Origin of the sequence: Saccharopolyspora ipomoeae (assembly GCF_029952525.1) — a bacterium.
Lineage (GTDB): Bacteria > Actinomycetota > Actinomycetes > Mycobacteriales > Pseudonocardiaceae > Saccharopolyspora > Saccharopolyspora ipomoeae.
On sequence record NZ_JASAOF010000008.1, the window covers coordinates 126,309 to 149,790 of the forward strand.

The 23,482-nt window shown below is 70.8% G+C and carries 21 protein-coding genes, 1 tRNA gene and 1 pseudogene; 6 read left to right on the top strand and 17 right to left on the bottom strand.

The window, feature by feature from the left end:
* Positions 1–33 precede the first annotated feature (33 nt).
* A complete protein-coding gene (locus QFW96_RS15220) occupies positions 34–1,443 on the top strand; it encodes an FGGY-family carbohydrate kinase (protein ID WP_281456297.1) in 1,410 nt (469 codons plus the stop codon).
* Positions 1,444–1,506: 63 nt separating this feature from the next.
* Here the strand turns inward: QFW96_RS15220 and QFW96_RS15225 are convergent, their stop codons facing one another.
* On the bottom strand, positions 1,507–2,085 hold the full coding sequence (locus tag QFW96_RS15225) for a glycerol-3-phosphate responsive antiterminator (protein ID WP_281456298.1): 579 nt from the start codon (positions 2,083–2,085) through the stop codon (positions 1,507–1,509).
* A 194-nt stretch (positions 2,086–2,279) separates the two neighbouring features.
* On the opposite strand from QFW96_RS15225, the gene QFW96_RS15230 reads away from it, so the two are divergent.
* On the top strand, positions 2,280–3,071 hold the full coding sequence (locus QFW96_RS15230) for an ion transporter (RefSeq protein ID WP_281456299.1): 792 nt from the start codon (positions 2,280–2,282) through the stop codon (positions 3,069–3,071).
* A 266-nt stretch (positions 3,072–3,337) separates the two neighbouring features.
* On the opposite strand, the gene QFW96_RS15235 is transcribed toward QFW96_RS15230, so the two are convergent.
* From QFW96_RS15235 to QFW96_RS15265, 7 genes and pseudogenes are all read right to left on the bottom strand, one after another.
* Positions 3,338–3,622: a hypothetical protein gene (locus QFW96_RS15235; RefSeq protein WP_281456300.1), complete on the bottom strand. Its 285-nt coding sequence runs from the start codon at positions 3,620–3,622 to the stop codon at positions 3,338–3,340.
* A gap of 165 nt (positions 3,623–3,787) precedes the next feature.
* Complete coding sequence (locus QFW96_RS15240) at positions 3,788–4,549, bottom strand: PIG-L deacetylase family protein (RefSeq protein WP_281456301.1); 762 nt, start codon at positions 4,547–4,549, stop codon at positions 3,788–3,790.
* 84 nt (positions 4,550–4,633) lie between these two features.
* Entirely contained in the window at positions 4,634–5,320 is a 687-nt protein-coding gene (locus tag QFW96_RS15245; protein WP_281456302.1) for a GOLPH3/VPS74 family protein, read from the bottom strand.
* A 300-nt stretch (positions 5,321–5,620) separates the two neighbouring features.
* Positions 5,621–6,955: a lipase family protein gene (locus QFW96_RS15250; RefSeq protein ID WP_281456303.1), complete on the bottom strand. Its 1,335-nt coding sequence runs from the start codon at positions 6,953–6,955 to the stop codon at positions 5,621–5,623.
* Positions 6,956–7,106: 151 nt separating this feature from the next.
* Positions 7,107–7,808 (bottom strand): M15 family metallopeptidase, encoded by a 702-nt coding sequence (locus QFW96_RS15255; protein ID WP_281456304.1) that lies wholly within the window; start codon positions 7,806–7,808, stop codon positions 7,107–7,109.
* Positions 7,809–8,015: 207 nt separating this feature from the next.
* Positions 8,016–8,243 (bottom strand): DUF2795 domain-containing protein, encoded by a 228-nt coding sequence (locus QFW96_RS15260; protein ID WP_343231389.1) that lies wholly within the window; start codon positions 8,241–8,243, stop codon positions 8,016–8,018.
* 51 nt (positions 8,244–8,294) lie between these two features.
* Positions 8,295–8,604 (bottom strand): annotated as a pseudogene (locus QFW96_RS15265) (MmyB family transcriptional regulator); the annotation flags it as partial.
* Positions 8,605–8,784: 180 nt separating this feature from the next.
* Here QFW96_RS15265 and QFW96_RS15270 point away from each other — a divergent pair.
* A complete protein-coding gene (locus QFW96_RS15270; RefSeq protein WP_281456305.1) occupies positions 8,785–9,552 on the top strand; it encodes a SpoIIAA family protein in 768 nt (255 codons plus the stop codon).
* Between the two features lie 225 nt (positions 9,553–9,777).
* On the opposite strand, the gene QFW96_RS15275 is transcribed toward QFW96_RS15270, so the two are convergent.
* The 5 genes from QFW96_RS15275 to QFW96_RS15295 all read right to left on the bottom strand — a co-directional run bounded on the left by QFW96_RS15275 (position 9,778) and on the right by QFW96_RS15295 (position 13,930).
* Positions 9,778–9,850: transfer RNA gene (locus QFW96_RS15275), tRNA-Ala, on the bottom strand.
* A 217-nt stretch (positions 9,851–10,067) separates the two neighbouring features.
* Complete coding sequence (locus tag QFW96_RS15280; RefSeq protein ID WP_281456306.1) at positions 10,068–11,411, bottom strand: NAD(P)/FAD-dependent oxidoreductase; 1,344 nt, start codon at positions 11,409–11,411, stop codon at positions 10,068–10,070.
* A complete protein-coding gene (locus QFW96_RS15285; protein WP_281456307.1) occupies positions 11,404–11,655 on the bottom strand; it encodes a DUF6158 family protein in 252 nt (83 codons plus the stop codon). Before QFW96_RS15285 ends, QFW96_RS15280 begins: the two co-directional genes overlap by 8 nt.
* Before the next feature lie 68 nt (positions 11,656–11,723).
* A complete protein-coding gene (locus tag QFW96_RS15290) occupies positions 11,724–12,974 on the bottom strand; it encodes an MFS transporter (protein WP_281456308.1) in 1,251 nt (416 codons plus the stop codon).
* Positions 12,975–13,108: 134 nt separating this feature from the next.
* Positions 13,109–13,930: a GNAT family N-acetyltransferase gene (locus QFW96_RS15295; protein WP_281456309.1), complete on the bottom strand. Its 822-nt coding sequence runs from the start codon at positions 13,928–13,930 to the stop codon at positions 13,109–13,111.
* 75 nt (positions 13,931–14,005) lie between these two features.
* On the opposite strand from QFW96_RS15295, the gene QFW96_RS15300 reads away from it, so the two are divergent.
* Positions 14,006–15,664 carry a DUF885 domain-containing protein gene (locus tag QFW96_RS15300; RefSeq protein WP_281456310.1) on the top strand — a complete coding sequence of 553 codons (1,659 nt, stop codon included), beginning with the start codon at positions 14,006–14,008 and terminating at the stop codon, positions 15,662–15,664.
* A 102-nt stretch (positions 15,665–15,766) separates the two neighbouring features.
* Positions 15,767–17,677, top strand: coding sequence for a UvrD-helicase domain-containing protein (locus QFW96_RS15305; RefSeq protein WP_281456311.1), 1,911 nt, complete (start codon positions 15,767–15,769; stop codon positions 17,675–17,677).
* A 109-nt stretch (positions 17,678–17,786) separates the two neighbouring features.
* On the opposite strand, the gene QFW96_RS15310 is transcribed toward QFW96_RS15305, so the two are convergent.
* Positions 17,787–18,143, bottom strand: coding sequence for a YybH family protein (locus tag QFW96_RS15310; protein ID WP_281456312.1), 357 nt, complete (start codon positions 18,141–18,143; stop codon positions 17,787–17,789).
* 93 nt (positions 18,144–18,236) lie between these two features.
* Here QFW96_RS15310 and QFW96_RS15315 point away from each other — a divergent pair, with 93 nt between their 5' ends.
* Positions 18,237–19,145 carry a LysR family transcriptional regulator gene (locus tag QFW96_RS15315; RefSeq protein WP_281456313.1) on the top strand — a complete coding sequence of 303 codons (909 nt, stop codon included), beginning with the start codon at positions 18,237–18,239 and terminating at the stop codon, positions 19,143–19,145.
* On the opposite strand, the gene QFW96_RS15320 is transcribed toward QFW96_RS15315, so the two are convergent.
* Genes QFW96_RS15320 through QFW96_RS15330 form a run of 3 tightly spaced genes read right to left on the bottom strand, consistent with a single transcriptional unit; the run spans position 19,079 to position 23,123 of the window.
* Positions 19,079–20,341, bottom strand: coding sequence for a condensation domain-containing protein (locus tag QFW96_RS15320; RefSeq protein ID WP_281456314.1), 1,263 nt, complete (start codon positions 20,339–20,341; stop codon positions 19,079–19,081). The two genes, QFW96_RS15315 and QFW96_RS15320, sit on opposite strands and share 67 nt — an antisense overlap.
* Before the next feature lie 2 nt (positions 20,342–20,343).
* Positions 20,344–21,765 carry a condensation domain-containing protein gene (locus tag QFW96_RS15325; RefSeq protein WP_281456315.1) on the bottom strand — a complete coding sequence of 474 codons (1,422 nt, stop codon included), beginning with the start codon at positions 21,763–21,765 and terminating at the stop codon, positions 20,344–20,346.
* Positions 21,762–23,123 carry a condensation domain-containing protein gene (locus QFW96_RS15330; RefSeq protein ID WP_281456316.1) on the bottom strand — a complete coding sequence of 454 codons (1,362 nt, stop codon included), beginning with the start codon at positions 23,121–23,123 and terminating at the stop codon, positions 21,762–21,764. Before QFW96_RS15330 ends, QFW96_RS15325 begins: the two co-directional genes overlap by 4 nt.
* Positions 23,124–23,482 lie beyond the last annotated feature (359 nt).

The window sequence follows — 23,482 nt, forward strand, 5'->3', positions numbered from 1 at the left end:
CGCCTCCCCCTCCTCCCCCGATTGGTTTCCACGTTGACGCTTTACCTGGTCGGCATCGACAACGGGTCGCAGAGCACCAAGGTCAGCATCTTCGACGAGCGCGGCACCGTCGTCAGCCGGGGCCGACGACCGTTGCGGCCCAACCACACCCCGCGCCCGGGCGTCGTCGAGCACCCCGACGACGACCTGTGGACCTCGATCGGCGCGGCCTGCCGGGAGGCGATGGCGTCCTTCGACGGCGATCCGGGCGACATCGCCGCGGTCGGGTTGTGCACGATCCGGTTCTGCCGGGCGCTGCTGCGCGCCGACGGGACCCTGGCGGCACCGGTGCTGAGCTGGATGGACGATCGGGTGTCGCGGCCCTACGAGCACACCGATCCCGCCGTCGCCCGCGTCACCACGTCCTCGGGGTACATCACGCACCGGCTGACCGGCGAGTTCCGCGACACGGCGGCGAACTACCAGGGCGCGTGGCCGATCGACACCGACACCTGGCAGTGGCGCGACGACACCGGGGGCGTTCCCCGCGAGATGCTGTTCGACCTGGTCATGCCGGGTGAGGTGCTGGGGACGGTGACCGCGTCGGCAGCCGAGCGCACCGGGTTGCCCGCTGGTCTGCCGGTGGTCGCCACCGCCAACGACAAGGCGGTCGAGGCGTTGGGCAGCGGGCTGCGCGAGCCGGGTTCCCTGCTGCTGTCGCTGGGCACCTACATCGCGGGCATGACAACCGGGTCGCGCAACGTCCGCAACGCCACCGGGTTCTGGACGAACTTCGGGTGCGTTCCGGGCGAGTACCTCTACGAGAGCGGCGGGATCCGGCGCGGCATGTGGACCGTCAGCTGGCTGCGGGAGCTGTTCGGCGAGGAGGTCGCGCGCGCCGCGCGGGAGGCCGGGCTGAGCCCCGAGCAGTACCTCGACGACGGCGCATCACGGGTTCCGGCGGGCAGCGACGGGCTGATGACCGTGCTCGACTGGCTCGCTCCGACCGAGAAACCGCACCGCAAGGGGGCCTTCCTCGGCTTCGACGGCAGGCAGGGCCGCTTCCACCTGCACCGATCCGTGCTGGAGGCGATCGCGCTGACGATGGTCGAGCACGCCGGGGCGATGGCCGCCGAGCTGGGCACCGAGTTCTCGCGGGTGATCGTCTCCGGCGGCGGCGCGGAGGCCGACGTGATGATGCGCATCATCGCCGACGTCTTCGGCCTCCCCGCCTCGCGCAGGGCGAACAACGGCGCAGCCCTGGGCGCAGCGATCACCGCAGGCGTAGGCCTCGGCCTGTTCCCCGACGCCGACGAAGCGGCAGCAACGATGCTCGCCACCCCCGAGGTGTTCACCCCGAACCCCGACAACCACCACCTCTACACCCGACTGCGCGAGATCCACCGCGACATCACCTACCACACCGACCAGATCTTCCACCGCTCAACAACCCTCTTCGGCTGACCCCGCATCGAAGACTCCGGTTTTCACGCGACGAACGCCGGGGTTTTCGACGCCGGGAACGGGTCACATGGACCAGACGTCGGTGTTGGACGAGGCGATGGCCGTGGCGCCGGCCCCGAGTGCGGCGACGACGTCGTCCTTGTCGCACACCAGGCCGCCGGCGATGATCGGCACGTCGACGTCCTCGCGCAGCCAGCCGATCACGCGCGGCACGCAGCCGGGCAGGATCTCGACGTAGTCGGGCCGGGAGTGGGCGATCTGCTTGCCCAGGTTGCGGTACGAGAAGGAGTCGACCAGGAAGAAGCGGTGCACGCCCAGCAGTCCCTGCGCCCGCGCGGCCTTGACGATCGCGGCCTTGGAGCTGAGCACCCCGGCGGCCCCGGTCTTGGCGCGCACGAACTCCGCGGCGACGTCCTTGGCCGCCAGCCCGTCGACCATGTCCACGTTGACCAGCACGGTCTTGCCGCCCGCGGTCAGCCGATCCACCAGCGAGGGCAGCGTCAGCACGGACCCGAACAGCAAGAACACCACCGGGCACTCGGCCCGGAGCACGGCGTCCACCCCGGCCTCGTCCTTGACGCTGGCGATGACGGGGTCGTCGAGCAGCAGTTCTTCCACGGGCAGCCATGGTCGCACCCGCATGATCTGAGGTCACCAGGTGACGGTTTTAGCCATAACTGTCCGGACATTTCGGACATCAATCCGGGACGGTTATGGCTAAAACTGCCCACAGCCAAGCATCGAAGTGCCCCCGATCACGGTCCCGATAACGGTTCGACCGGGTACCACGCGCGCCTGTACCGGGCGGACGCGAACAACCGTCACAATGCGGGACCATGACCAGCGCGATCGCAGCTCCGCGGCGCAGCACCACCGCCGTGGACATCTCGATGCTCGTGCTCGCCGTGTTCTCGCTCGGCCTGCTCTGCTACGCGATGTTCTTCGACACCTCGCCCGAGACCGCGCACGCGGTGTTCGTCATCGACACCGCGATCTGCGGGGTGTTCTTCGTCGAGTTCCTCTGGCGGTGGCGCGGAACCGGCTGGCAGCGGCGGTTCCCGCTGGCCAGCTGGTACGAGATCCTCGGCATGATCCCGGTCGCCCACCCCGCGCTGCGCGGGTTCCGGCTGCTGCGGGTCGTCGTGGTGCTGATGCGGCTGGCCCGCACGGCCGACCGAGCGTTCGGCGAGCGCGTGACGCAGCGGGTGATCGAGCGCTTCTCCCGGCCGATCGTGCTGGCCATCAAGAAGCCGATCACGGTGGCGGTGCTCGACGAGGTCGTCAAGGTCGTCGAGACCGGGCACTACCCGGAGAACGTCGCGCGCTCGCTCGGCGAGCACCGCGAGGTGCTGCGCGAGATCGTCACCGAGAAGCTCAAGAACGACCAGCAGGTGGGCCGGATCAAGCACCTGCCGTTCCACGACGAGATCGTCAAGTCCATCGTGGACACCACGATCCGGGTCATCCTCGACGTGCTCAACGACGAGCGCACGGACCAGTTCTTCACCGAGGTCGTCCGCGAGAACCGCGACCAGATCCGCCGCTCCGTCCAGCTCGGCCTCCACGAAACCGACCCCGACCCGGAACCCCCGGCAGACCCCACCGCCTACCGCGCCGAGTACCGCTGAGACGGCACGCCACCGCCGGGGCCGAGAACGTCATCACCATGAACGACACCCTGGCAGCGAATCGTGCCACCCCACCAGAGCCGCACAACCCGAGCCGGCAGCCCCGCCCGGACGCCCCCTACGACGTCCCAAAACAACAACCGGCCAGGCGCTCTCGGCCCTCACCCCGATCAGACGATTCCGCAGCGATCGAATGAGCGGTACGATCAACGTGGCAGCCTCGCGACGAAAGGACCGTCAGCGATTGAACCCGTTTGATCTGAGCATTATGCATCCTTTCTGCTAATGCCCTTGCGGGGAGTGCTGCCCAAAACACGATCCGGATCCTCCTTTACGGAGGTGCGATAGCGCTGGTCATAGCCTTGACCACGTTCCTGGTTCGGATAGCGATCAGCTTCGCCGACCGATGCTCCGCGAAGCTCTTCCCGAATCGCACTCCTGAGCCGATGGCCTTCGACCAAGACACGTCGGATCTGGTCCGCAACGAACTCGTCGTAGACCGTGCCGACACCGTCGTGCAGGCCAATTCGATCCGTGACATCCACTTCCACTGCCGTGAATGCCGGTACCGCTCGGAGAACACCTCAGACGACCCGTAGCCGCTCTGCTGAACCCGCGGTGCTTGGAAGTCTTCGAGGTCGAGAGCTCGCCCGCGGCTCTCCGGGCGTCGGCGAAACCGAATCCGTTCGCCTCGCCCATTCACCGGGAACGTGTGATCAGACCAGGTCCTCCAGGAACGTCGGGGGTGCGTGGCGGTCCTGGGCTCGGAAGAGGACCGCGTGGTCGACCCCGGCGTGCTTGCCGTTGGCGGCGAGGATCTTCGGGATGAAGTCGTCCGGCGCCGGGTGGTCCGGGATGGCGGCGAGGTAGGCGGCGTGGGCCTCCAGCGACGCGACGCCGAGTTCGAGGGGGCGGCCGCTGACGTCGACGGCGTGGGTGGCGGCGAGCTCCCCTGCGATGCCGGGGATGAGGATCCACCGGGTGTTCCAGGTGTCGAGCCCTTCGTCGTCGATCTGCTCGGGGAAGATCCACCGGTTGTCGGCGTCGTTGACGGCGTCGGCGGTCGCCACGCCCGCCACGCGGTGATCGGCCTGGTTGAAGCCCATCGGCGTCTCGATCTCGAACGGCGTGCCGATGACCACGACGTCGGGAGTGAACCGGCGGATCTCCCGGCAGATGTCGCGGCGCAGCCCCACACCGTGCTCGAGCACCCCGTCAGGGTGTTCGAGCGCGGTCAGGTGCTCGACGCCGACGGTCGCGCACGCGGCGCGCTGCTCGGCCAGTCGCAGCCGAGCGGTCTCCTCCGGCGGGTTCGGCATCCCCGCCTCACCCCGCGTGAGCAGCAGGTATCCGACGTCGATACCGCGCGACGTCCAGCGGGCGACGGCAGCCGACGTGCCGTACTCCATGTCGTCCGGGTGCGCCACGACGCACAGCACGCGCCGGAACGTCTCGTCGGGCAGAGCGGGCAACACCATCGCGACGGCCCTCCCTCGGTCGCAGGTGCCCCGATTCTGCCCCCGCCGCCCCCGCTCCGCCGCACCTTCGCACCGCTGTTCGGGCTACTGCACCGCGGTGAAGACGGCGACGCTGACCGCCGCGGTCGAGGCGGCCAGGGCCGCCGCGGTCCGGGTGACGGCGGCGCTCACCGCCGTCGCGCCCCAGTTGCCCCGCTCGATCTCCTTGGCCCGCGTGGCGACCCGGCTCGACCACTTCGGGTTCGGGTGGAGCCCGGGCAGCGCGCCGCTCGACGACACCAGCGCGATCACCGCGGCCGTGCGCGGATCGGGTTCCTCGCCGTCTTCGAGGACGGCGCGCACCCGGGCCAGCAGCTCCGCCTCGTGCCGGGTGTCCTCGGCCGGCCACGTGGTCGTGCGGAAGACCCCGAGCACCCGCTTCTGCTCACGGCGGATCAGGCCGCGCTCGACGAGCCGGTCGATCACCGTTTCCCGCAGCCCGCCGCCGACTCCGTTCAGGAGTGGTTGCGCGCGTTGGGTTTTCCGCGCAACCTCGGCGTGAGCCGACCGCAGCAGCGGGTCGTCGAGCACCGCGCCCTCCACCGCCCGGACCCGGGGGCCGTTGAGGCTCGCCCCGCCTTCCTCGGTCTCGATCGCACCGCGCAGCGCGAGTTCGACGAGCATCGCCCCGCCGAGGGTGTGGTGCAGGGTCCCGGCCCCGGCGATGGTGCCGTGCTCGTCGTGGAGCAGCAGCAACATCAGGTCTTCGACGATCAGCAGGTCGTGGTGCATGGTCTTCCTCCCGGACGTGTTCCCGAGAGCAGGTGTAACCCATGCCGCTGCGGCACCCTCAAGTCACGATCCACGAGCGCACGCGGCTCCGCACGAACCCTTCGAAGGAGCGCGGTGTTCGCCGCCTGGCGAGGGCACGAGGGTCGCCAGGTGACAGTTTTAGTGAGAACTGTCCGGGCAAAACGGACATCGATCATGGGTGATTCGAGGAAAAACTGTCCTCGCAGCACATCCGAGATCAACTCCAGCGTCGGCCGGACCCTGCGAACGGGGCCGCGAGGGGCGCGGCCCCGTTGCGCGTCAGGGTTGTTCCGGGAGGGTGCTGCAGTTGTTGGTGGCGGGCGTGCCGTTGAGGCGGTCGGTGAGCCACGAGATGGCCGCGCCCTGGTCGGTGAGCAGCGGGACCAGGTGGTTGGTCAGCAGCCCCTTGCCCAGGTCGGGGATCTGGACGGGCGCGTAGGTGACGTCGCCGCCCGCGTCGCACCAGTCGACGGCGAGCTGGCGGGCCTGCTCGTGCGGCACGATGTCGTCCTGCACGCCGGTCGCCACGCGGACCGCGGTGGCGGGCTGGTGGGTGCCGATCAGCTGCTCGTCGAGTACATCGCGCACCGCGGGTTCGGCGTCGACGACCTCGCCGAGGGTCTGCCCGGTGGTGGTCCACTGCGAGCTGCGGCCGAAGGCGTAGCGGAAGATGCCGTCGCCGATGCAGGAGGTCGACAGGTCCTCCAGCGCGGCTTTGCCGTCCTCGTTGAGGTACTCGTCGGCGATGGGCTGCAGCTCGGGGTTGGCCTGGATGAAGCCGTTGAGCGACCAGCCGAGCGCCCCGACCAGGGCGCTGCCGTCGATGCCGCCGATGACCTCGGTGAGGTTCGCGGGCGGTGCACCGACGTAGGCGCCGGCGAGCGGGACGTCGGGGGCGTAGGTCGGCTGCAGCTCGGCCGCCGATCCGGTGGCGCCGCCGCCCTGGCTGTAGCCGTAGAGGGCGACCCGCGAGTCCGGGGTGATCGAGGTGCCGGGCAGCGACCGGGCCGCGCGGACCGCGTCGAGCACCGCGTGCCCGCCGTCGATCCGGTTGACGTAGGTGTGCAGCCGGTCGGTGGTGCCCAGCCCGACGTAGTCGGTGACGACCACGGCGGCGCCTTCGGCGAGCAGCCGGTAGATCGCGATGTCCTCGTAGCCGACCGACACCGAGTCGCCGTTGAGCGAGATCGGCCGCTCCAGGCCCATCGACGCCGAGCAGGAGTCGCCCTGCCCCATCGTCCCGGGCGCCACGGCCACCACCGGCCGCGGACCTTCGCCGCGCCACTGAGCTGCGGGTTCGATGTAAGCCCCGGTCACCGCGGCGGGTTTGCCGGTGGAGTCGGTGGTCTTGTACATCAGCCGCGTCGCCGTTCCGGGCAGCCGCTGGCCGCCGATGCTGGGCAGGCTCAGCGCCAGCGGCAGCGGCTCGGTGCGCACCAGGGCGCCGTCGGCGTCGGGGAGCTCGGCGGGCGGGTCGTAGAAGTCGGCGCTGACCATCGGCGGCGTGGTCGGCGCCTCGTCGGCCAGCGCGGGTGCTGCCTGCACACCGGCGATGACCAGCGACAACGCGGCCGCGGTGATGATTCCGCGCGCCGGCAGGACGGATCGGGGCATTTGCGGGTCGCTCCCTGCGTCTTTGGATGGTGCGAACTGCGCAAGTCGATCGGGCCGCGAGGCGACCCGTGCGTGTCATGTCGGGATGGTCAACGACGCACCACCGCGAAAGTTGCGTCGCGCAACGACGAACTTGGTCCGAACCGCCCGATCAGCGGAAAGCCGCGCTGTTGACGGGGAAGTCGAAGTACTCGCCGGGGAACGGCTCGTCGGGCAGGTTGAAGTGCCACCACTCACCCGAGTAGCCCTGCAGCCCGACGGAGGTCATCGCGTCGCGCAGCACGTCCCGGTTGGCCCGCGCTTCCCCCGTGATGCGCGGGTCGTCGGTGTGCGCGCGGTCGTCGAAGCAGTCGAACCCGGTGCCCATGTCGACGCCGTTGTCCGGGAACCGCTCACCGACGGGGTCGGTGCAGGGGTGCAGCGGTTCACCGGGCACGTAGGGCCGCTGCGGCGCGGCGGGCAACCGCACCAGCGTCAGGTCGACGGAACTCCCCCTGCTGTGCCCGGAGTTCTCGGCGATGTAGCCCGCCGAGTACAGCTCCGACTTGGCCAGGCCCGGGTAGAACTCGTCCTTCATCCGGTGGTCGTCGTTCTGCGCCCACTCGACGAACCGGTCATCGGCCTGCTGCGGCCGGTAGCAGTCGTACACCTTCAGCGAATACCCCTCGGGCACGAGCTGCTGCTGAGCCCGGTGCAACGCCTCCGCCAACGGCCGGGTCAGCACGCACATCGGCTCGTCGTACCCGGGCACGGGATCCCCGGTGAAGTTGTGCGGAGTCGCGTACCGCACGTCCTCCAAGATCGAGGAATCCACATCCCGCAACCGCACGAACCCGTCGGGAGCCTGCTTCACCGGAAGCGCGGGGGGCGACGGCGCAGGGGGCGGCGGCTGGGCGGGACTCGGCGCAGGCGTGCTGGGAGGGGGCGCGCTGGGAGCGGGTGGTGGCGGCGGGGTGGTCCCGCACGCCGCCGCCACCAGTGCGAACACGAGAAGAGCCAGCCCCCGGACCATGCCGGTCACGATAGCTCCGGGGGCGCTCGACGGCCTGCGAACGCGAAGTCAGCCGCGTGCGGTACCACCCGGGGCATCGCCCTCGGGTTCCTGGGGAACCGCGTGCACGACCTCGTCCTTGCTGGCGTACCGCGCGGAGGGGATGGACCGGAGCGCGCTGAGGGTTTCCGCGTCGGCCTCGCGGTCGGTGGCGAAATCGAGGATCTGATCGCGGTCGGCGGGGAACTCGAGCCCCTGCAGCGCCTTGGCGACCCGCATGTCATCTCTCCTGGTCATGACCACTCCGTCCCTCGTCGCTGATGCACGGTCCACGCGAGGGCTACCCGCTTTCCCCGATCCCCACGCGCCCAGGACGGCGAGGCCGTCCGCGCCGGCCGTGCAGACGTTGAGGAGAAGGCCGGGTTCGGCGAGCTCGCCGACGAGGGCGGTCAGCTGCTCGTCGTGCGGGGCGCGGCCGACTTCCACGCGCAGTTTTGCGGCCACCTCCCAGGTGATGCGGTCGTGGTCGACGAAGAACGCGCGCGCCCGCCTCGGGTTCCAGGTACAGGAATCGCGCGGTGCTCGCCGGCCGTCGCGCCAGCACCGGCGAAAACAGGGCGCGGGCGAGGTGATTCGTGGCCAGCACGTCGTGCCGTCCGAACAACCAGCGCGACGAAGAACGTCGATCACGGTGCCGGTCGCGGAGATCTGGACATGCTGCCACGATGAGGCGGTCTGAGGACAAGAACGATATGAATTGATTTCGGGCGCGAGGATGAGCGCCAGCCCCGGCCGAGGCCGCTCTCCACATCGCACTGGGTACCGAGAGGAGAATGGCATGCTGGAAAGGGCCCAAGACGCGCCTGCCGGAGTCGATGCCGTGAAGGCGATCGGCACGGTGTCGAAAGAAGACTACGAAACGGTGATCGAGCCGCTGGTCGATGATGCGCGCAGGGAAGGTCGCCGTATCCGGTTCCTGTACGAGTTCGGCCCGGAATTCCAATCGTTCACCCCGGCAGCGGGGTGGGAAGACCTCAAGGTCGGGATCGGCGCCATGCGGCTGTTCGAGGGGTGCGCGATCGTCAGCGACACCGGCTGGATTCGCGAGTCGACCCGCCTCATGGGGTTTCTGATGCCCTGCCCTGTACGTGTCTTCGGCAGCCACGACCGCGAGGAGGCCCTGCGCTGGCTGGCTTCGCTGCCCGAAGGACCCGGCGTGTCCCACCATCTCCTGTCGGAGTCCCAGGTTCTGGTGGTTGAGGTCACGCAGCCGCTGCGTGCACCGGACTTCGACGCGTTGGCGCAGACCGCGGACAGCTGGCTCGAAACCCACGATGAGCTGGCCGGTGTTGTGGTGCACGCTCGCGAGTTTCCGGGCTGGGAGAACGTCGGAAGCCTGCTCGGGCACGTGCGGTTCGTCCGGGACCATCATCGGAAGATCAGGAAGGTCGCGCTGGCGGCTGACAGCAAGCTGGCCGGCCTCGTGCCTCATCTTGCGAATCACTTCGTCCGGGCCGAAGTGCGGCGGTTCGGGTACGACGAACTCGACGACGCCGTCGCCTGGGCTACGACCCCGCCCGCCCGTCACCCGGCCGATGCGGGTTGATGTAGCGGCCCTGTCCGTAGCACGTCCTGGGCGGGGTGCCTGCTCCCGCTCCACTCGCGTCGCACGGACCACGCTCCGCAGGCCGAAGCCAGCTGATCTAGAGCGATTTGGTCCACAGGTCGTCCACGAACGCGCTAGGCATGATCACGACGGACCGGCCGCACTGGAACAACAAGCAAGCCGGTTACCTTGGACTTCTCCAGGATAACCGGCCTACTTTGAGGGTGGAGCTGACGGGATTCGAACCCGTGACCCCTTGACTGCCAGTCAAGTGCGCTACCAGCTGCGCCACAGCCCCTTGTTCTGTTTTCCGAGGTGTTCGGTTCGTTTCCGTCCCGCTCATCTCGTGTGCCAATACAGTACAACAGTCGTTCGGGGGCGTTTTCAGGGGGGTCTCATTAGTGCGTCGAGCTCCCTTGAATCCCTCCTGACCTGGGGAAACATTACCCGGATCGATCCCGGAGGGGTGCCGTCCTCACGGAGTCCTCGGAGCTCCGTGAGGACGGTCACTTCGATCATCCTGCGGCTGTGGTCCCTCGGGGTTGCGGGAGGCCTCTGGTGTTGGCGGCCTTCACGAACTCCGCTCTCGGGTCGTGGAGTTCGCCCAGGGCCACGACCTGGCGGTGGAACGGGAGTTCCAGGAGCCAGTCGCCGAGGATGCGGGCCTTGCGGGAGGCCGTCGGCATCTTCATCAGGTGGTAGGCGCGGTGCAGCAGCCACGCCGGGAGGCCCTTGAGCTTGATGCCGTAGACCTCGGCCGCGCCGCGGAACAGGCCCAGGCCCGCGACCGAGCCCGCGTGCTTGTGCCGGTACTCGTGCAGCGGTTCGCCGCGCAGCTGGGCGATGATGTTGTCCGCCAGCAGCTTCGCCTGCCGGACCGCGTGCTGCGCCGACGGGCTCGTCAACGCCTCCGGGTCGCTGCTGGTGAGGTCCTGCACCGCCGCGCAGTCGCCCGCCGAGAAGACATCGTCGGTGCCCTTGACCTGCAGTCTCGTCGTGCACTCCAAGCGGCCCTTGGCATCTCGCGGCAGGTCGCTGTCCTCCAGCATCGGGTGCGGCTTCACGCCCGCCGTCCAGACGATCGTGTCCGAGTCGAAGACGTCGCCGTCGGAGAGCTCCACGCGTCCGTCCACAAGGGAGTTCGCGGTGGTGTTGAGCTTGACCTCGATGCCCAGGCTCTCCAGCTGCCGCCGGGTGTACTCGCCCATCGGCGGGCTGACCTCCGGCATGATCCGGCCCATCGCCTCCACCAGCACCCAGCGCATGTCGTGCTCGGACAGCTGCGGGTAGCTGCGGATCGCGTAGCGGGCCATGCTCTGCAGCTCCGCCAGCGCCTCGATGCCCGCGTAACCGCCGCCGATGAACAGGAACGTCAGCAGCCTCCGGCGCAGCCGCTCGTCCTCCGTGCTCGCGGCGATGTCCAACCTGGACAGAACGTGGTTGCGCAGGTAGATCGCCTCGCCGATGGTCTTGAACCCGACGCCCTGCTCCGCCAGGCCCGGGATCGGCAGCGCGCGGGAGATCGAACCCGGCACCGGAACCAGGATGTCGTAGCCGAGCTGCTCGACCTTGCCGTCGCCCAACGTCGCCGTCAGGCACCGGTTCGCGTGGTCGATCGTGCTGACCTGAGCCGTCAGCACCTCGCAGCGCTTGAGCGCCTCCCGCAGCGGCACCACCACGTGGCGGGGTTCCAGCGAACCGGCCGCGGCCTCCGGGAGGAACGGCTGGTAGGTCATGTGCGGCTGGGTGTCGATGACGGTCACCCTCGCCTCACCCGCGTCGAGCTTCTTCTGCAGCCGCAGCGCCAGGGTGAGGCCCACGTGCCCGCCACCGATGATCACCACGCGTGGACTAGGCATGCTGCGGCTCCCCTCGGGCACCGTCGCGCGTGCGACGCGGATCGACCTCGCGCTCCGGGTGACGGCGCAGGTACTCCTGCTCCAGCTCGAACGTGCGGGCCGTGTGCTCGCGCAGCGCGTCCGGAGAGCCGTGCAGGAACGTCTCGTTGCGCGTCCGGTGCAGGTGCCCGAGCTCCCGCAGCAGCAGGTCCTCGGTCAGCTCATGTCCGGGAATCCCGGTGGTGTTCATGTCGTCCTCCCGCATCGGGCAGGGGTCACCACGACGCCCGCGGCGTCACCCCATGAGTACCCGACCCGGGCGGGATCGACACCTCAGGCGGTGGCGCGCTGCGGCTCCGGGTCGGACTCCGGGCGCGGCCGGGTCTCCGGGGCGCCGACCCAGGCCAGCAGGCCCAGGGCCGCCGTGGCGCCCGTGACCAGGAACGCCGCCTGGTAGGACACCGTGTCGGCCAGGGCTCCGGCGATCAGCGGTCCGAGGATGGCGCCCAGGTCCGCCGACTGCTGGAAGGTCGCCAGCACCGTGCCGCCGCGCCGGTTGCCGCCGATGATGTCGGCGACCGCCGCGTTCTGCGCCGGGTTGAGCACGCCCGCACCCATGCCCGCGATCAGCGACGCCGCCAGGAACAGCGGCACCGAGTCGGTGAAGCCCAGCGACGCCGTCGCCACGCCCTGCACGACCAGGCCGATCAGCACCAGCGGCTTGCGGCCGTGCCGGTCAGCCATCCGCCCGGACACCAGCAGCGCGCCCGCGTTGCCCGCGGCGAACACCGACAGGGCGATGCCCGACATCGACTGCGGCGCCTTCAGCGCCTCCACCACGAACAGCGGGACCAGCGCGATCCGGACGCCGAACACCGCCCAGCCGGTGCCGAAGTTCGACAGCAGCGCGGCGATGTAGGAGCGCATCCTCAGGGCTTCGCCGAGCGGCATCGCCGGGGTGGCGTCGTCGCCGAGCGGAGCCGCCAGGGTCGACTTGCGCAGCATGAACCAGCCGAGGAAGGCCGCGCCGAACAGGGCGATGCCGTAGGTGACGAACGGCAGCCGCAGCGAGTACCCGACCATCAGACCACCGACGATCGGACCGGAGATGTTGCCCAGCAGGAAGCTCGTCGCCCACAAGCCGGAGGCGCGTCCGCGCAGGTGCGGCGGCGACAACCGGATCAGCAGGCCGACGCCGGAGACGGTGAACATCGTCGACCCGATGCCGCCGAGCGCCCGGAACACCAGCAGCTGCCAGTAGGAGTCGGCGAAGGCGCACGCGGTGCTGCTGATGCCCACGATCGTGATGCCGATGACGTAGATCGTGCGCTCGCCCGCCGCCGAGACCAGGCGCCCGCTCAGCGGCGCGAAGATCAGCCGCATCATCGCGAAGGCGCTGACGATGAACCCGGCCGCGGTCACCCCGACGTCGAAACTCGTGGCGAACGCCGGTAACGCGGGAGCGACGATCCCCATGCCGACGGCGACGATGAAACTGCCCGCGACGAGGATCCAGATCTCCCGGGGAAGGTCGCTGATCCCTGGGCCCCTGCTGGTCTTCTCCGACGCTGCGCCGCTGGCCACAGGGTTCCTCCCCGAATTCTCGACAGTCCGAGCCAAGAACCCCAACGCCGCCCGGTACCCCCGAAATTCCGCCGGGGCGATTTCGTGGCGCGCACCTCACCCGGCTGGTCCAGTCCACATGCCGGGACGGGTGGTCAGAGGAGGTCGTCGATGCGGCGCGCGTAGGCGGTGACGCCGTAGGCGACCTCGAAACCGGTGGCCTCGGCGAAGCGCTGCGCCGTGCCGCCCTCCTCGGCGTGGCCCGCGACGAGCAGCGCGCCCATCCGGCGCAGCTCCTCGGCCGCCTCGGTGACCAGGTCGTGCCCGTAGCCGCGCCTGCGGCGGCCCGGGCGCACCACGACCTGCTCGATCAGACCCACGCCGCGTTCGACGAAGCCCTGGACGAACCCGGCGATGCGGTCCACGCCCGGGTCGTCGACGACGAGCAGGACGGCCCGGTTCTCGTCCGCGCGGTGGCCGAGGTGGCGGGCCAGGCGCTGCTCGCCCTCCTCCGACAGGCCGGTCTCGTCGGCGTAGAGCTCGACGACGCCCTCCAGGTCCCGGTCCTCGACGGGCCTGGCGACGCCGCGGCTGAAGCCCCGGTCGCGGTGCAGCAGCACCACCTGCTCCTCGACCGCGCGCCACAGCGCGTCGTCGGCGATGCCCTCGATCTCCCCGACGGTCGTCGGCGAGGCGTAGACGACGGCCTCCGAGCGCCCGGCCTCGGCGAACACCTGCTCCAGCTCCATCAGCGTGCCGGCGACCTGCGCGCCGGTGCCCCACAGCGCGCACGCGTGGTTGGCGACCGGCAGCGGGTTGTCCTGGTTGAGCACCACCGTCCCCACACCCACCCGGGTGCGCACGCCGTAGCGGACCACGGCCGAGGCCAGACGGGCGGTTTCGACCAGCCCGGCCAGGTCTCGGGCCTGCCTGGGGTCGAGGAGGGTTTCGTCGTCCGGATCGTGCAGCGGGTCCACACGGCCATTGTCCCTCGCTCGAACGCAGGACCGGATGCCCTGCCGGATGTCGGCCCGAAGGGGCACGATTGGTCCGTGACGACCCCGGATCAGCTCGCCGACGAACTCCTGGACCTGGACCTGGACGCCGATCCGATCGGTGCCTCGCTCTACGGCCTGCCCGGCCGCGACCACCTGCTGCCGGACATCTCCGCTGCCGCCGAGCTCTCCCACCGCGAGCGGGCCGAGGACATCCGGGTGCGCGCGATGGCCGTCGACACCACCCACTGCGGGCTGGAGGACCGGCTGACCATCGCGGTCGTCGTGCAGCACGCGCAGTCCACCGTCGACCGGCTCGACTCCCGCTCTCCCGAGTACACGCTGAGCGGGAACATGTTCGCGCCGGTGGCGGGCCTGCTGTTCCTCCTCGGGCAGGTACCGGTGAGCGGGCGGCAGCAGGGCGAGGACTACCTGCGGCGCATCGCCCGCATCCCCGACTTCACCGCCGCGGCCGCCCAGCGCCACCGCGAGGGCGTGCGTGCCGGACGGGTCCCGGTGCGCTCGTTGCTCGACGACGCGGTCGCGCACCTCGACTCCCACCTGGCTCATCCCGACCAGGACCCGCTGCTCACCCAGCAGCTCCCCGACGACCTCGCCGACCAGCGGAAACGCTTGATCGACGAGGTCGTGAACCCGGCGCTGGCCGAGTACCGGGAGGTGCTGGCGGGCGAGATCGCGCCGCACGCGCGCGGCGACGACCGGCCGGGCCTGCGCTGGTTGCCCGAGGGGCACGAGATCTACCAGCGGCTGATCCACGCCCACACCACCACCGAGCGCACCCCGGCCGAGCTGCACGAGATCGGCCGGGCGCAGCTGGCGTCGCTGCGCGCGGAGATCTCCACGCTCGGCGCCCGGATCTGGAACGAGCCCGACCCGGAGGCGGTGCTGCACCGGATGCAGACCGATCCGTCGCTGTGCTGGAACGACGGCGAGGAGATGCTGGCCGCCGCCCGCGCGGCCATCACCAAGGCGGAGCAGGCCGCGCCGGGCTGGTTCGGGAAGCTGCCGCAGCAACCGTGCGAGGTGCGGCCGGTGCCGGGCACGCCGTCGGAGAGCACCCCGATCGGCTTCTACATGGGGCCGGCGCTGGACGGGTCCCGGCCGGGCGTGTACTTCGCCAACACGCTGCGGGCCGAGCAGCGGCCCCGGTTCGCGTCCGAGGTGATCGCCTTCCACGAGGTCGTGCCGGGCCACCACCTCCAGGTCAGCCTCGCTCAGGAGCTCACCGAGCTGCCGCTGCTGCGCAGGATCGCCGAGTTCAACGCCTACGCCGAGGGCTGGGGGCTCTACACCGAGCGGCTGGCCGACGAGATGGGGCTGTACTCCGACGACCTGATGCGGCTGGGCATGGTCGTGCAGGACCTGCTGCGCGCGGCCCGGCTGGTGGTCGACACCGGGCTGCACGAGTTCGGTTGGAGCAGGCAGCGCGCGCTGGAGACGATGATCTCCAGCACCACGTTGTCCGACCTGGAGGCGGCTTCCGAGGTCGACCGCTACATCGTCTACCCCGCTCAGGCGCTGTCGTACCTGGTGGGGCGGTTGGAGCTGGAGCGGATCCGGGAGACCTCGCGGCAGCGGCTGGGCGCGGAGTTCGACATCCGCCGGTTCCACGACGCGGTCCTCGGGCACGGGGCGCTGCCGATCTCGACGCTCGAATTCCTCGTCAACGATCAGCCTCCTGCGACATCCAGGTGATGACGTCCCGACACGCTCGAATTCGCCACGCAACGCATTAATGTCGATACCGACCGTGTCCATCGCTGCGCGCGACCAGGCCTTGTGGGAACAGGAGGCGCCGTGACCGGGACCTTCCACCACCGCCAGGAACTGCTTCGGCGCGAAGCGGAGGTGCAGCTGCGGGACCGGCCGCTGCCGTCGTGGCAGAAGCGGGTGCTGCACCGCTTCGCCGCCGAACGGGACAACGGCTGGTACCCGCTGCTCAACCAGTTCGCACCGCACACCCCCCGGCAGCGCCCGGACCTGGTGCTGGTCGGCCGGATGGGGGTGCTGGTGGTGCTGCTGCGGGAGGCGGAGCCGGACTGGGAGGACTCGCGCGCCGCGTTCGTGTGGACCGCGGAGTTGCTGGCGGGCGCCTCGATCGGGTCCGGGATGCTCAGCGAGTCGGTGCTGCGCGCGGTCGTGGTGCACCCGATCGAGCACACCGGCCGCAAGGGCCGCAGCACCGACCACCTGGCGATCACCGAGGACGAGCTGGACCGGTTGCTCAAGCGCGGCGAGCGGATCCTGACCTCCGACGAGGCGCTGGCGCTGGCCAGGCACCTGGACAGCCGCACGTTCGACCTGACGCCGATCATGTGGAACTCGCAGCGCATCCCGCGTCAGCGCGGCAGCGTTCCCGAGGTGCTGCAGGAACCGGTGGCGCCGTCGACGCGGCGGCCGTTCCGGGACTGGCGGTACTTCCTGGACGACGCGCAGCTGGGCGCGGTGCGGCGCAGCTACTCGGGTCCTGCGCAGATCAGCGGCCCCGCCGGCACCGGCAAGACGACGCTGGCGCTGCACCGGCTCGCGTACCTGGCGCGGCGCGGCGACGGCAAGCTGCTGTGCACCTCACCGCTTCCGTGGGTCGCGGCGCGCGCTGCGGTGCGGTTCGACCAGATGGCACCGGAGCTCGCCGGGCAGATCGAGTTCAGCTCGCTGCACGCGTGGGCGCGGGACCTGCTGGCCGGGCGCGGGCGCGCGGCCGAGGTCGACGAGCGGGAGGTGCGGCGCGCGTTCGACGCGGTGTGGTCGCGGGACGTGGTGCTGCACGGGATGCGGAACTCGCGGGAGTACTGGCGGGACGAGATCGACCGGGTGATCAAGGGCCGCGGGATCTCGTCGTTCGACGCCTACCGGACGGTGTCGCGGAAGGGCCGGGGCGGGCAGCTGCCGTCGGACTTCCGGTCGCACGCCTGGCGCTTCTACTGCGAGTACGAGCGGGAGCTGTCCGAGCGGGGCGTGTTCGACCACAACGACGTGCTCAAGCGCGCGCTGGCCGAGCTGGAGCGGCGCCCGCTTCCCCGGCAGTACACCGGCGTGGTCGTCGACGAGGCGCAGGAGCTCACGCTGACCGGGCTGCGGCTGGCGCACGCGATCAGCGGGGCCGGGCCGGACCAGCTGCTGCTGGTCGGCGACGGTCAGCAGCAGGTCCTGGCGGGCGGCTGGCGGCCGTCCGAGGCCGGGATCTCGCTGCACGGGCGCGGCGAGGCGCTGCGCAACGACTACCGCAACCGGGCGATGGTGCTGGAGCGCGCGGGTCAGGTGGAGGCGATCAACCGGTTCGACGAGGGCCCGTCGCTGCCGCTGAGCGCGGCGCTGCCGGTCCGCGGCGGCGGCAAGGTCGTCGAGTGGCACGGCCACGACCAGGAGCGCGCCCTGCTCGGCGCCCTGCTCGCCCTCGACGACGACTCGTCGGCGGCCGTCATCACCGAGACCGACGCCGCGGCCGACCACTGGCTGCGCGTCCTCCGCGATGCCGGCGTCGCCGCCCGACCGCTGGCCGAGTGGGACGGCCGCGACACCACCGACACGCTCGTCGGAACCTACTTGCACGCCAAGGGGTCCGAGTTCCGCTCCGTCTTCCTCCCGCTCGAACCCGCTCCTCCACCGGACTCCCTCGAAGACCGCGAAACCCACCAACGCCGCCGCCTCACGGCCATGACCAGAGCCCAGGACCACCTCTGGCTCGCCCACCCGAGCACCCCCTGACAACGAAAACCGCAGCATTCGTCGCGCGAAAACCGCAGCATTCGCGCGTCGAAAACAGCGGTTTTCGTCGCGTGAAAACCGCGGTTTTCGACGTGGTGGGCGTGGAGGTTCACTCGGGTGGGCGGAATTCGGGTTGGTCGAGGAGGCGGAGCCAGGTGCCGTCGGGTTGGCGGCGGGCGACCTGGGCGCGAGCACCCGTGCCGTCCTGGGGCGGAGTGGCGGTGAGGGCGATGTCGCCGCTGATGAGGGTCGGCAGCGGCGGCTCCGGTTCGAAGTGGGGGTTGTGGGCGAGGACCTCCTGCCAGAGAGCTCGAATGGCCGCGCGCCCGACCGTGGTTTCGCCGGGCGGGTAGGCCATGACGGCGTCGGGTTCGTAGAGCTCGGCGACGCCTTCGGCGTCTCCGGCGTTGCTGCGCTCGACGAACAGGCGGGTGAGGTCTTCGGGTTCGCGGGCCTTCTCGCGCATGGCGTTGTCTCCTCTCGGGTTCTGGGTCCAGGCTGCTCCGAGCTCAGGTAGAAGTCCAACAGATGGTTGTGATGGGTACTAGAATCAACGGTTATGGACTTGCGGCAGCTGGAGTACTTCGTGGCCGTGGCCGAGGAGCGGAACTTCACCCGGGCGGCGCAGCGCGTGCACATCAGCCAGTCCGGGGTGAGCGCGCAGATCCGCCGGTTGGAGAAGGAGCTGGGGACCGAGCTGTTCGACCGGTCCGGGCGGTCGGCGGAGCTGACCGCGGCGGGCGAGGCCGCGCTGGAGCACGCGCGGGCGGCGCTCGCCGCGGCGGGAGCCGTGGGGCAGGCCGTCGGGGAGATCACCGGGCTGCTGCGCGGGAATCTCGGCATCGGGATGGTCATCGGGTGCGCGGTGACGCCGCTGTTCGACGCCCTGGCGGCCTTCCACGAGGCGCATCCGGGGGTGGAGCTGTCGCTGCGGGAGGACAACTCGGACCGGCTCGTCCACGACGTCCGCACCGGGTCGCTCGACCTCGCGCTCATCGGCACCGAGACCCGGCCCGAGGGGCTGGACTGCCTCACGGTCGTCGCGGAACCGCTGGTCGCGGCCGTCCCACCGGGTCACGAGCTGGTCGGACCAGAGGTGTCGCTCGCTGAGCTCGCCGCGCACCCCGTGGTGTGCATGCCGCCGGGCACCGGGCTGCGGGCGGTGTTCGACCGGGCCTGCGCGACGCGCGGCGTCGAGCCGGTGATCGCGTTGCAGGCGAGTGCGGCGGGGGCGATCGCGGATCTGGCGGCGCGCGGGCTCGGCGTGGCGGTCCTCAGCGAGTCGATGGCGGCCGAGTTCGACGCGCTCACGCCGCTGCCGATCACCGATGCCCGCGAGCCCGCACTGCTGGCGCTCGCCTCGCGACCTGGCGCGAGCGCTGCTGCGCGGGAGCTGATCCGCTACTGCCGCACGGCTTTTCGGATTTCGGACGACCAGGTCTCCAGCAGTGAGGTGACCCCGCGGTGAGCTCCGGGGGTGTTCGGGTAGCGGGTGCGGACGTGAACGCCGTCGTCGGTGCGGGAGAGCCAGAGCTGGACGTCGTCTGCGGGTGCTGTTCCTGAGACGTGCTGCGCTGCTGGGGTTTTCGGGATCCTTCGGTAGTCGATGTAGGAGACCATGAACACGTCGCGGCGGTCGGCGCGCAACGGTCGCGGGAGCGAGGCGAGGACCTGGTCCAGCGGCGGTTCGGCTCGCTCGCGGGCTCGGCGCAGGTGCTCACCCATGCGGGCCAGGTCGGGATCGGCCCAGACCGGGACCGTGGTGGTGAACCAGCCGACCGCGTCGGCGTCCTCCGGCTCCCGCGTCTGCACCGGCACCAGCACCGGCAGCACCTCCCCCACGGCGGAGGCCATCGTCGACAGCAATGCCCCGAAGGTCGTGGTGCCCGATCCGCGGGCGACCTCGCTCAGCGCGGCGACGGTCCCGGAATCGGCCAGCAGCCGCCGATCCGTGACCTGCTCCGCCGTTCCCCCTTCCGGCACACCGGTCCTCACCGGCGACACCGGCAACCGGTGATCAACGGCGTCCAGGAACTCGCGCCAACTCGCCATCGCGGGCCCGGACGCCTCGGACGGCCGCGACCACCCCGCGACCCGCGCGGCGAAGCTCCCCGCCACCGGTAGCTCGGCCCCGGTGTAGAGCGCGTGAAGATCCCTCGCGATCAACGCGATCGAGTGAGCGTCCACGTGCGCGTGGTCGAATCCGCACACCACCGTCGAACGCCCCGGTCGCGACACCGCTACCAGCGCGAACGCCGGGAACGTCGACGGCGCGCACTCCCGGTCCAGCAACGCCCGCACCCGCGGCGCCTCGACGCCTGCGCTGTTCGACGCGGGTGGGAGGGGGATCGGGCGGACGGTCAGGTGGCCGGGGTCGTGGCGGAGGGCGGTGGCGGTGTCGGGGTTGAACTCGTACTGCAGGGAATCGTGCCTGGTGAGGAGGGCTTTGAAGGCTTCGGTGAGGGATCGCTCGTCGATCGGGCCTTCCACCTCGAAGGTGGCTGCCAGCCAGATCGCGGGGTGGCCCGCTGCCGCGGAGGCGAGGTGGTTGCGCTGGTTGATGGAGAGGGGCGCCGGCTCCGGGGTCGAGCCGGTCGGGACGGCTGTCCAGGCGCGGACGTCGCCCGGGGCGATTCGCCAGAGGTCGGCCGCGGTGACGTGCACGGTCAGGTGGCTGCGCTGCGGAAGGTCTCCCGCAGGCGGTGGTGGTAGGTCTCGACCGCGTCGTGGGCCTGGTCCGTGTCGGGGACCTGGGCCAGCAGGTAGAGGCTGTCCGCGTCCCGGTTGATCCACATGGAGGCGTTGGAGGTGCGCCCGGTGCCGGTGAAGTGCACTCCGCGCTCGTCCGCCGGGCGGCCCGCGCCGGGGAACCAGCGCAGGTCCAGGTACGAGAGCAGCTGCGGGCTGCCGATGTCGGCCGGGGTGCAGGTGCCGCTGCGCAGCAGGGTGTCGACGACCAGGTGAACGGGCGCCTGCGCGAGCCGCTTGGCGTGGCGCAGCGCCTCCTGCGCGCGGTGCGCGAGCTCGCCGAAACCGGCGTCGCCGACCTCGAACTCGACCGGGGCGAACGTGCAGAACCAGCCCTGCGACCGCGAGTACGGGCCGCGATCGCGGGTGCTGAGCACCGTCATGCCGAAGTAGCGGTCCCGCCCGGCCAGCTCCCGCTCGGTGGCGGCGACCGCCGCGAACACCCCGCCGCTGATCCGCGCACCCGCCTCCTTGCAAGCCCGGTCGAACGCGGCGACCTCGTCGCCTTCGAGGAAGGTGAGGGTGCGGATGCGCACCGGCGCCTTCTCGCCTTCGCCGAGCCCCAGCGGCAGCGGGAACCGGGGCAGCCGGTTGCCGTGGGACGACACCATCCGCACCCACTCGCGAACCTCCGGCGAATCGGCGGTGAAACCCGTTGCGGCCTCGCGCTGTTCCTCCACGTAGTCGCGGAAGTCCCCGCGCTCCTCGGGTTTCGGCAGCGCGCCCTCGACGATCTCCGGTCCACCGGGCTCGGCGAGCTCGGCGGCGTAGAGGTCGGCGAGCTCGGAGCCGAGCAGGATCTGCGAGGCACCGTCGGTGAAGGCGTGGTCGCAGCCCCAGAACAGGCCGAACCCGCCGGGCCGCTCGACGACCCCGAGGGCGAACCCGGGCCAGGAGTCGGGCGTGCACTCCTCGTCGAAGCGCGCGGCCAGGTGCTCCTGCAGCGCCGAATCCCAGTCCCCCTCCCCGGCAGAGACCTCCTCGACAGGGACCTCCTCGACCTCGAAGTCGACGGCGTCGGCGGGCACCAGGTGACGCACCGGTTCCTGACCGGACAGGTCGAACCAGGTGCGGAAACCGCCGTGGGAGCGCACGAGCCGCCGCAGGGCGCGGGTCATCGCGGCCCGGTCCAGGTCGCCGTCGACGTCGGTGGCCACCCCGGTCCACGCCCGGTTGCGCCCCAAGGCGCGGAACGCGCCCAGGTGATCCGACTGCAGGTCCGACGGCGGGCCCGGATCGACCGGGGCGTCGGCGGCGGCCGCGCGGGCCGCGGCGGTCGGCGTCCAGCGCAGGACGCGGCCGGGCGCGGTGCGCCAGTCGGCCATCGCGGCGAGCTTCACGCACCCACCTCCAGCGCCTCGGGCGCGCCCAGGACCTCGGTGAACGTCTTCTCGAACCCGGTGATCAGGCTCTCGACCGCGAGCAGCGAGCGCTCGGAGCGGCCGCAGCGGGCCGAGACGCTGATGCCCTCGTCGGAGTGCACCAGCCACAGGTAGACCTCGTCGCGGCTGGGTTCGGGGCTGCGCAGGGCGCGGGCGTTCCACTCGGGCCAGCGCTCGGAGCCGGGCACCTTGCGAACGTCCACGTAGGACATGACGAAGCGCGGCTCGGCGTCCAGCTCCAGGATGTCGGCGACGCGGGCGAAGGAGGTCTTCACGCAACCGCGTCCACCGGAGATGCCGGCGCGGGTGCGGGCGACGACCTCGCCGAAGTCGGTGACGCCACCCAGGTCGACGTCCACCGGGCACAGCCCCACGTACCAGCCGACGGCACCGGCGTGCCGCCGGTCGCTGCGGGTGTGCATCGGCAGCACGAACCGCAGCCGCTCGGAGCCGGTCCGCTCCCGCATCGCCAGGGCGATCGCGGCGAACACGCCCGACTGCGGCCCGGTGCCCAGGTTCGAGCACAGCCGTTCCATGCGGTCGGCGTCGGCGGGCCGGACCGCCCACCGCGACAGCGAGTGCTGCGGCAGCTCCGACGCCGCGGGGACCTGCGGCGATGCGCCTTCCATCGCCGGGAACTCGCCGTCGTGCAGGAACTCGCGCCAATGCGCCACCACCGGGTGCTCGGCGTCGACGACCTCGGACAGGGAGCGGGCGGCGGCGCTGTGGTCGACGTGGCTGCCGACGTCGAGCGCGGCCATCTCACCGTCGCGGTCCCCGGCCAGCGCGCGCTCGTAGAGCTCGACGATCTCGCCGAAGAACAGCAGCTGCGAGTAGGCGTCCATGACGCTGTGGTCGGCGCCGAAGGCCAGCACGAACCCGTCGTCGCCGACGACGGTGGCGAAACGGCAGTGCGGCCAGCGATCCGGGGTGACCCCGGCGAAGAAGTCCGCGATGAGGTCGTGGGCGGCCGAACCGGTCAGCTCACCGCGCGGTTGCGGGTCGACGTCCACGGCGTCCTCGGCGACGAGGTGGCGCCGCCAGGACTCGCCGTCGCGGCTGACCGTGGTGCGCAGGGCCTCGTGCCGGGCGATCCAGGCGCGCAGGGCGCGGCGCAGGGCTCCGGCGTCGTGGCGCAGCGGGATGCGCAGCACCGAGCCGATCCAGGAGCCGTCGGCGGCCGAGGCGAGGTGCGCCTCGTGGTCGTGGGTGAGCCTGCGGTCGTCGTCGGTCCACGACTCCGGGGCGCACACCGGGGACCACGTGGTGACCGCGCCGTCGGGCAGCGGGTAGTCGGCTAATTCGGTGTATTCCACGTCGCGATCTCCCCCGGTATTTCAGCAAGTGCCCCACGCGCAATCACCGTTGACCGCAGGGCCGCAGAGTATCCCCACAACACACGCCCAATCGAGTGTGTTGATGGTCACCGCATTGTCGGTTTCATGCTCGGACGAGCATTGGCCACAATCGGTACCACCTCGACGCGCGTTGTTTCAAGCTGGTGAAACGCGCCTTCGCTCGGGGTTTTCCACCGCAGGAGGCGTCATTTCCCGCTCAGCACGACTCGAATTCGCCGACGATCTGTTCATGCGGCGCCATCGGGGACTCGGAACACCCGCGATAAACCAGTTCGGCTGGCGATTCGACACCCCGCCCGATATGTCCAGCGTGAAAA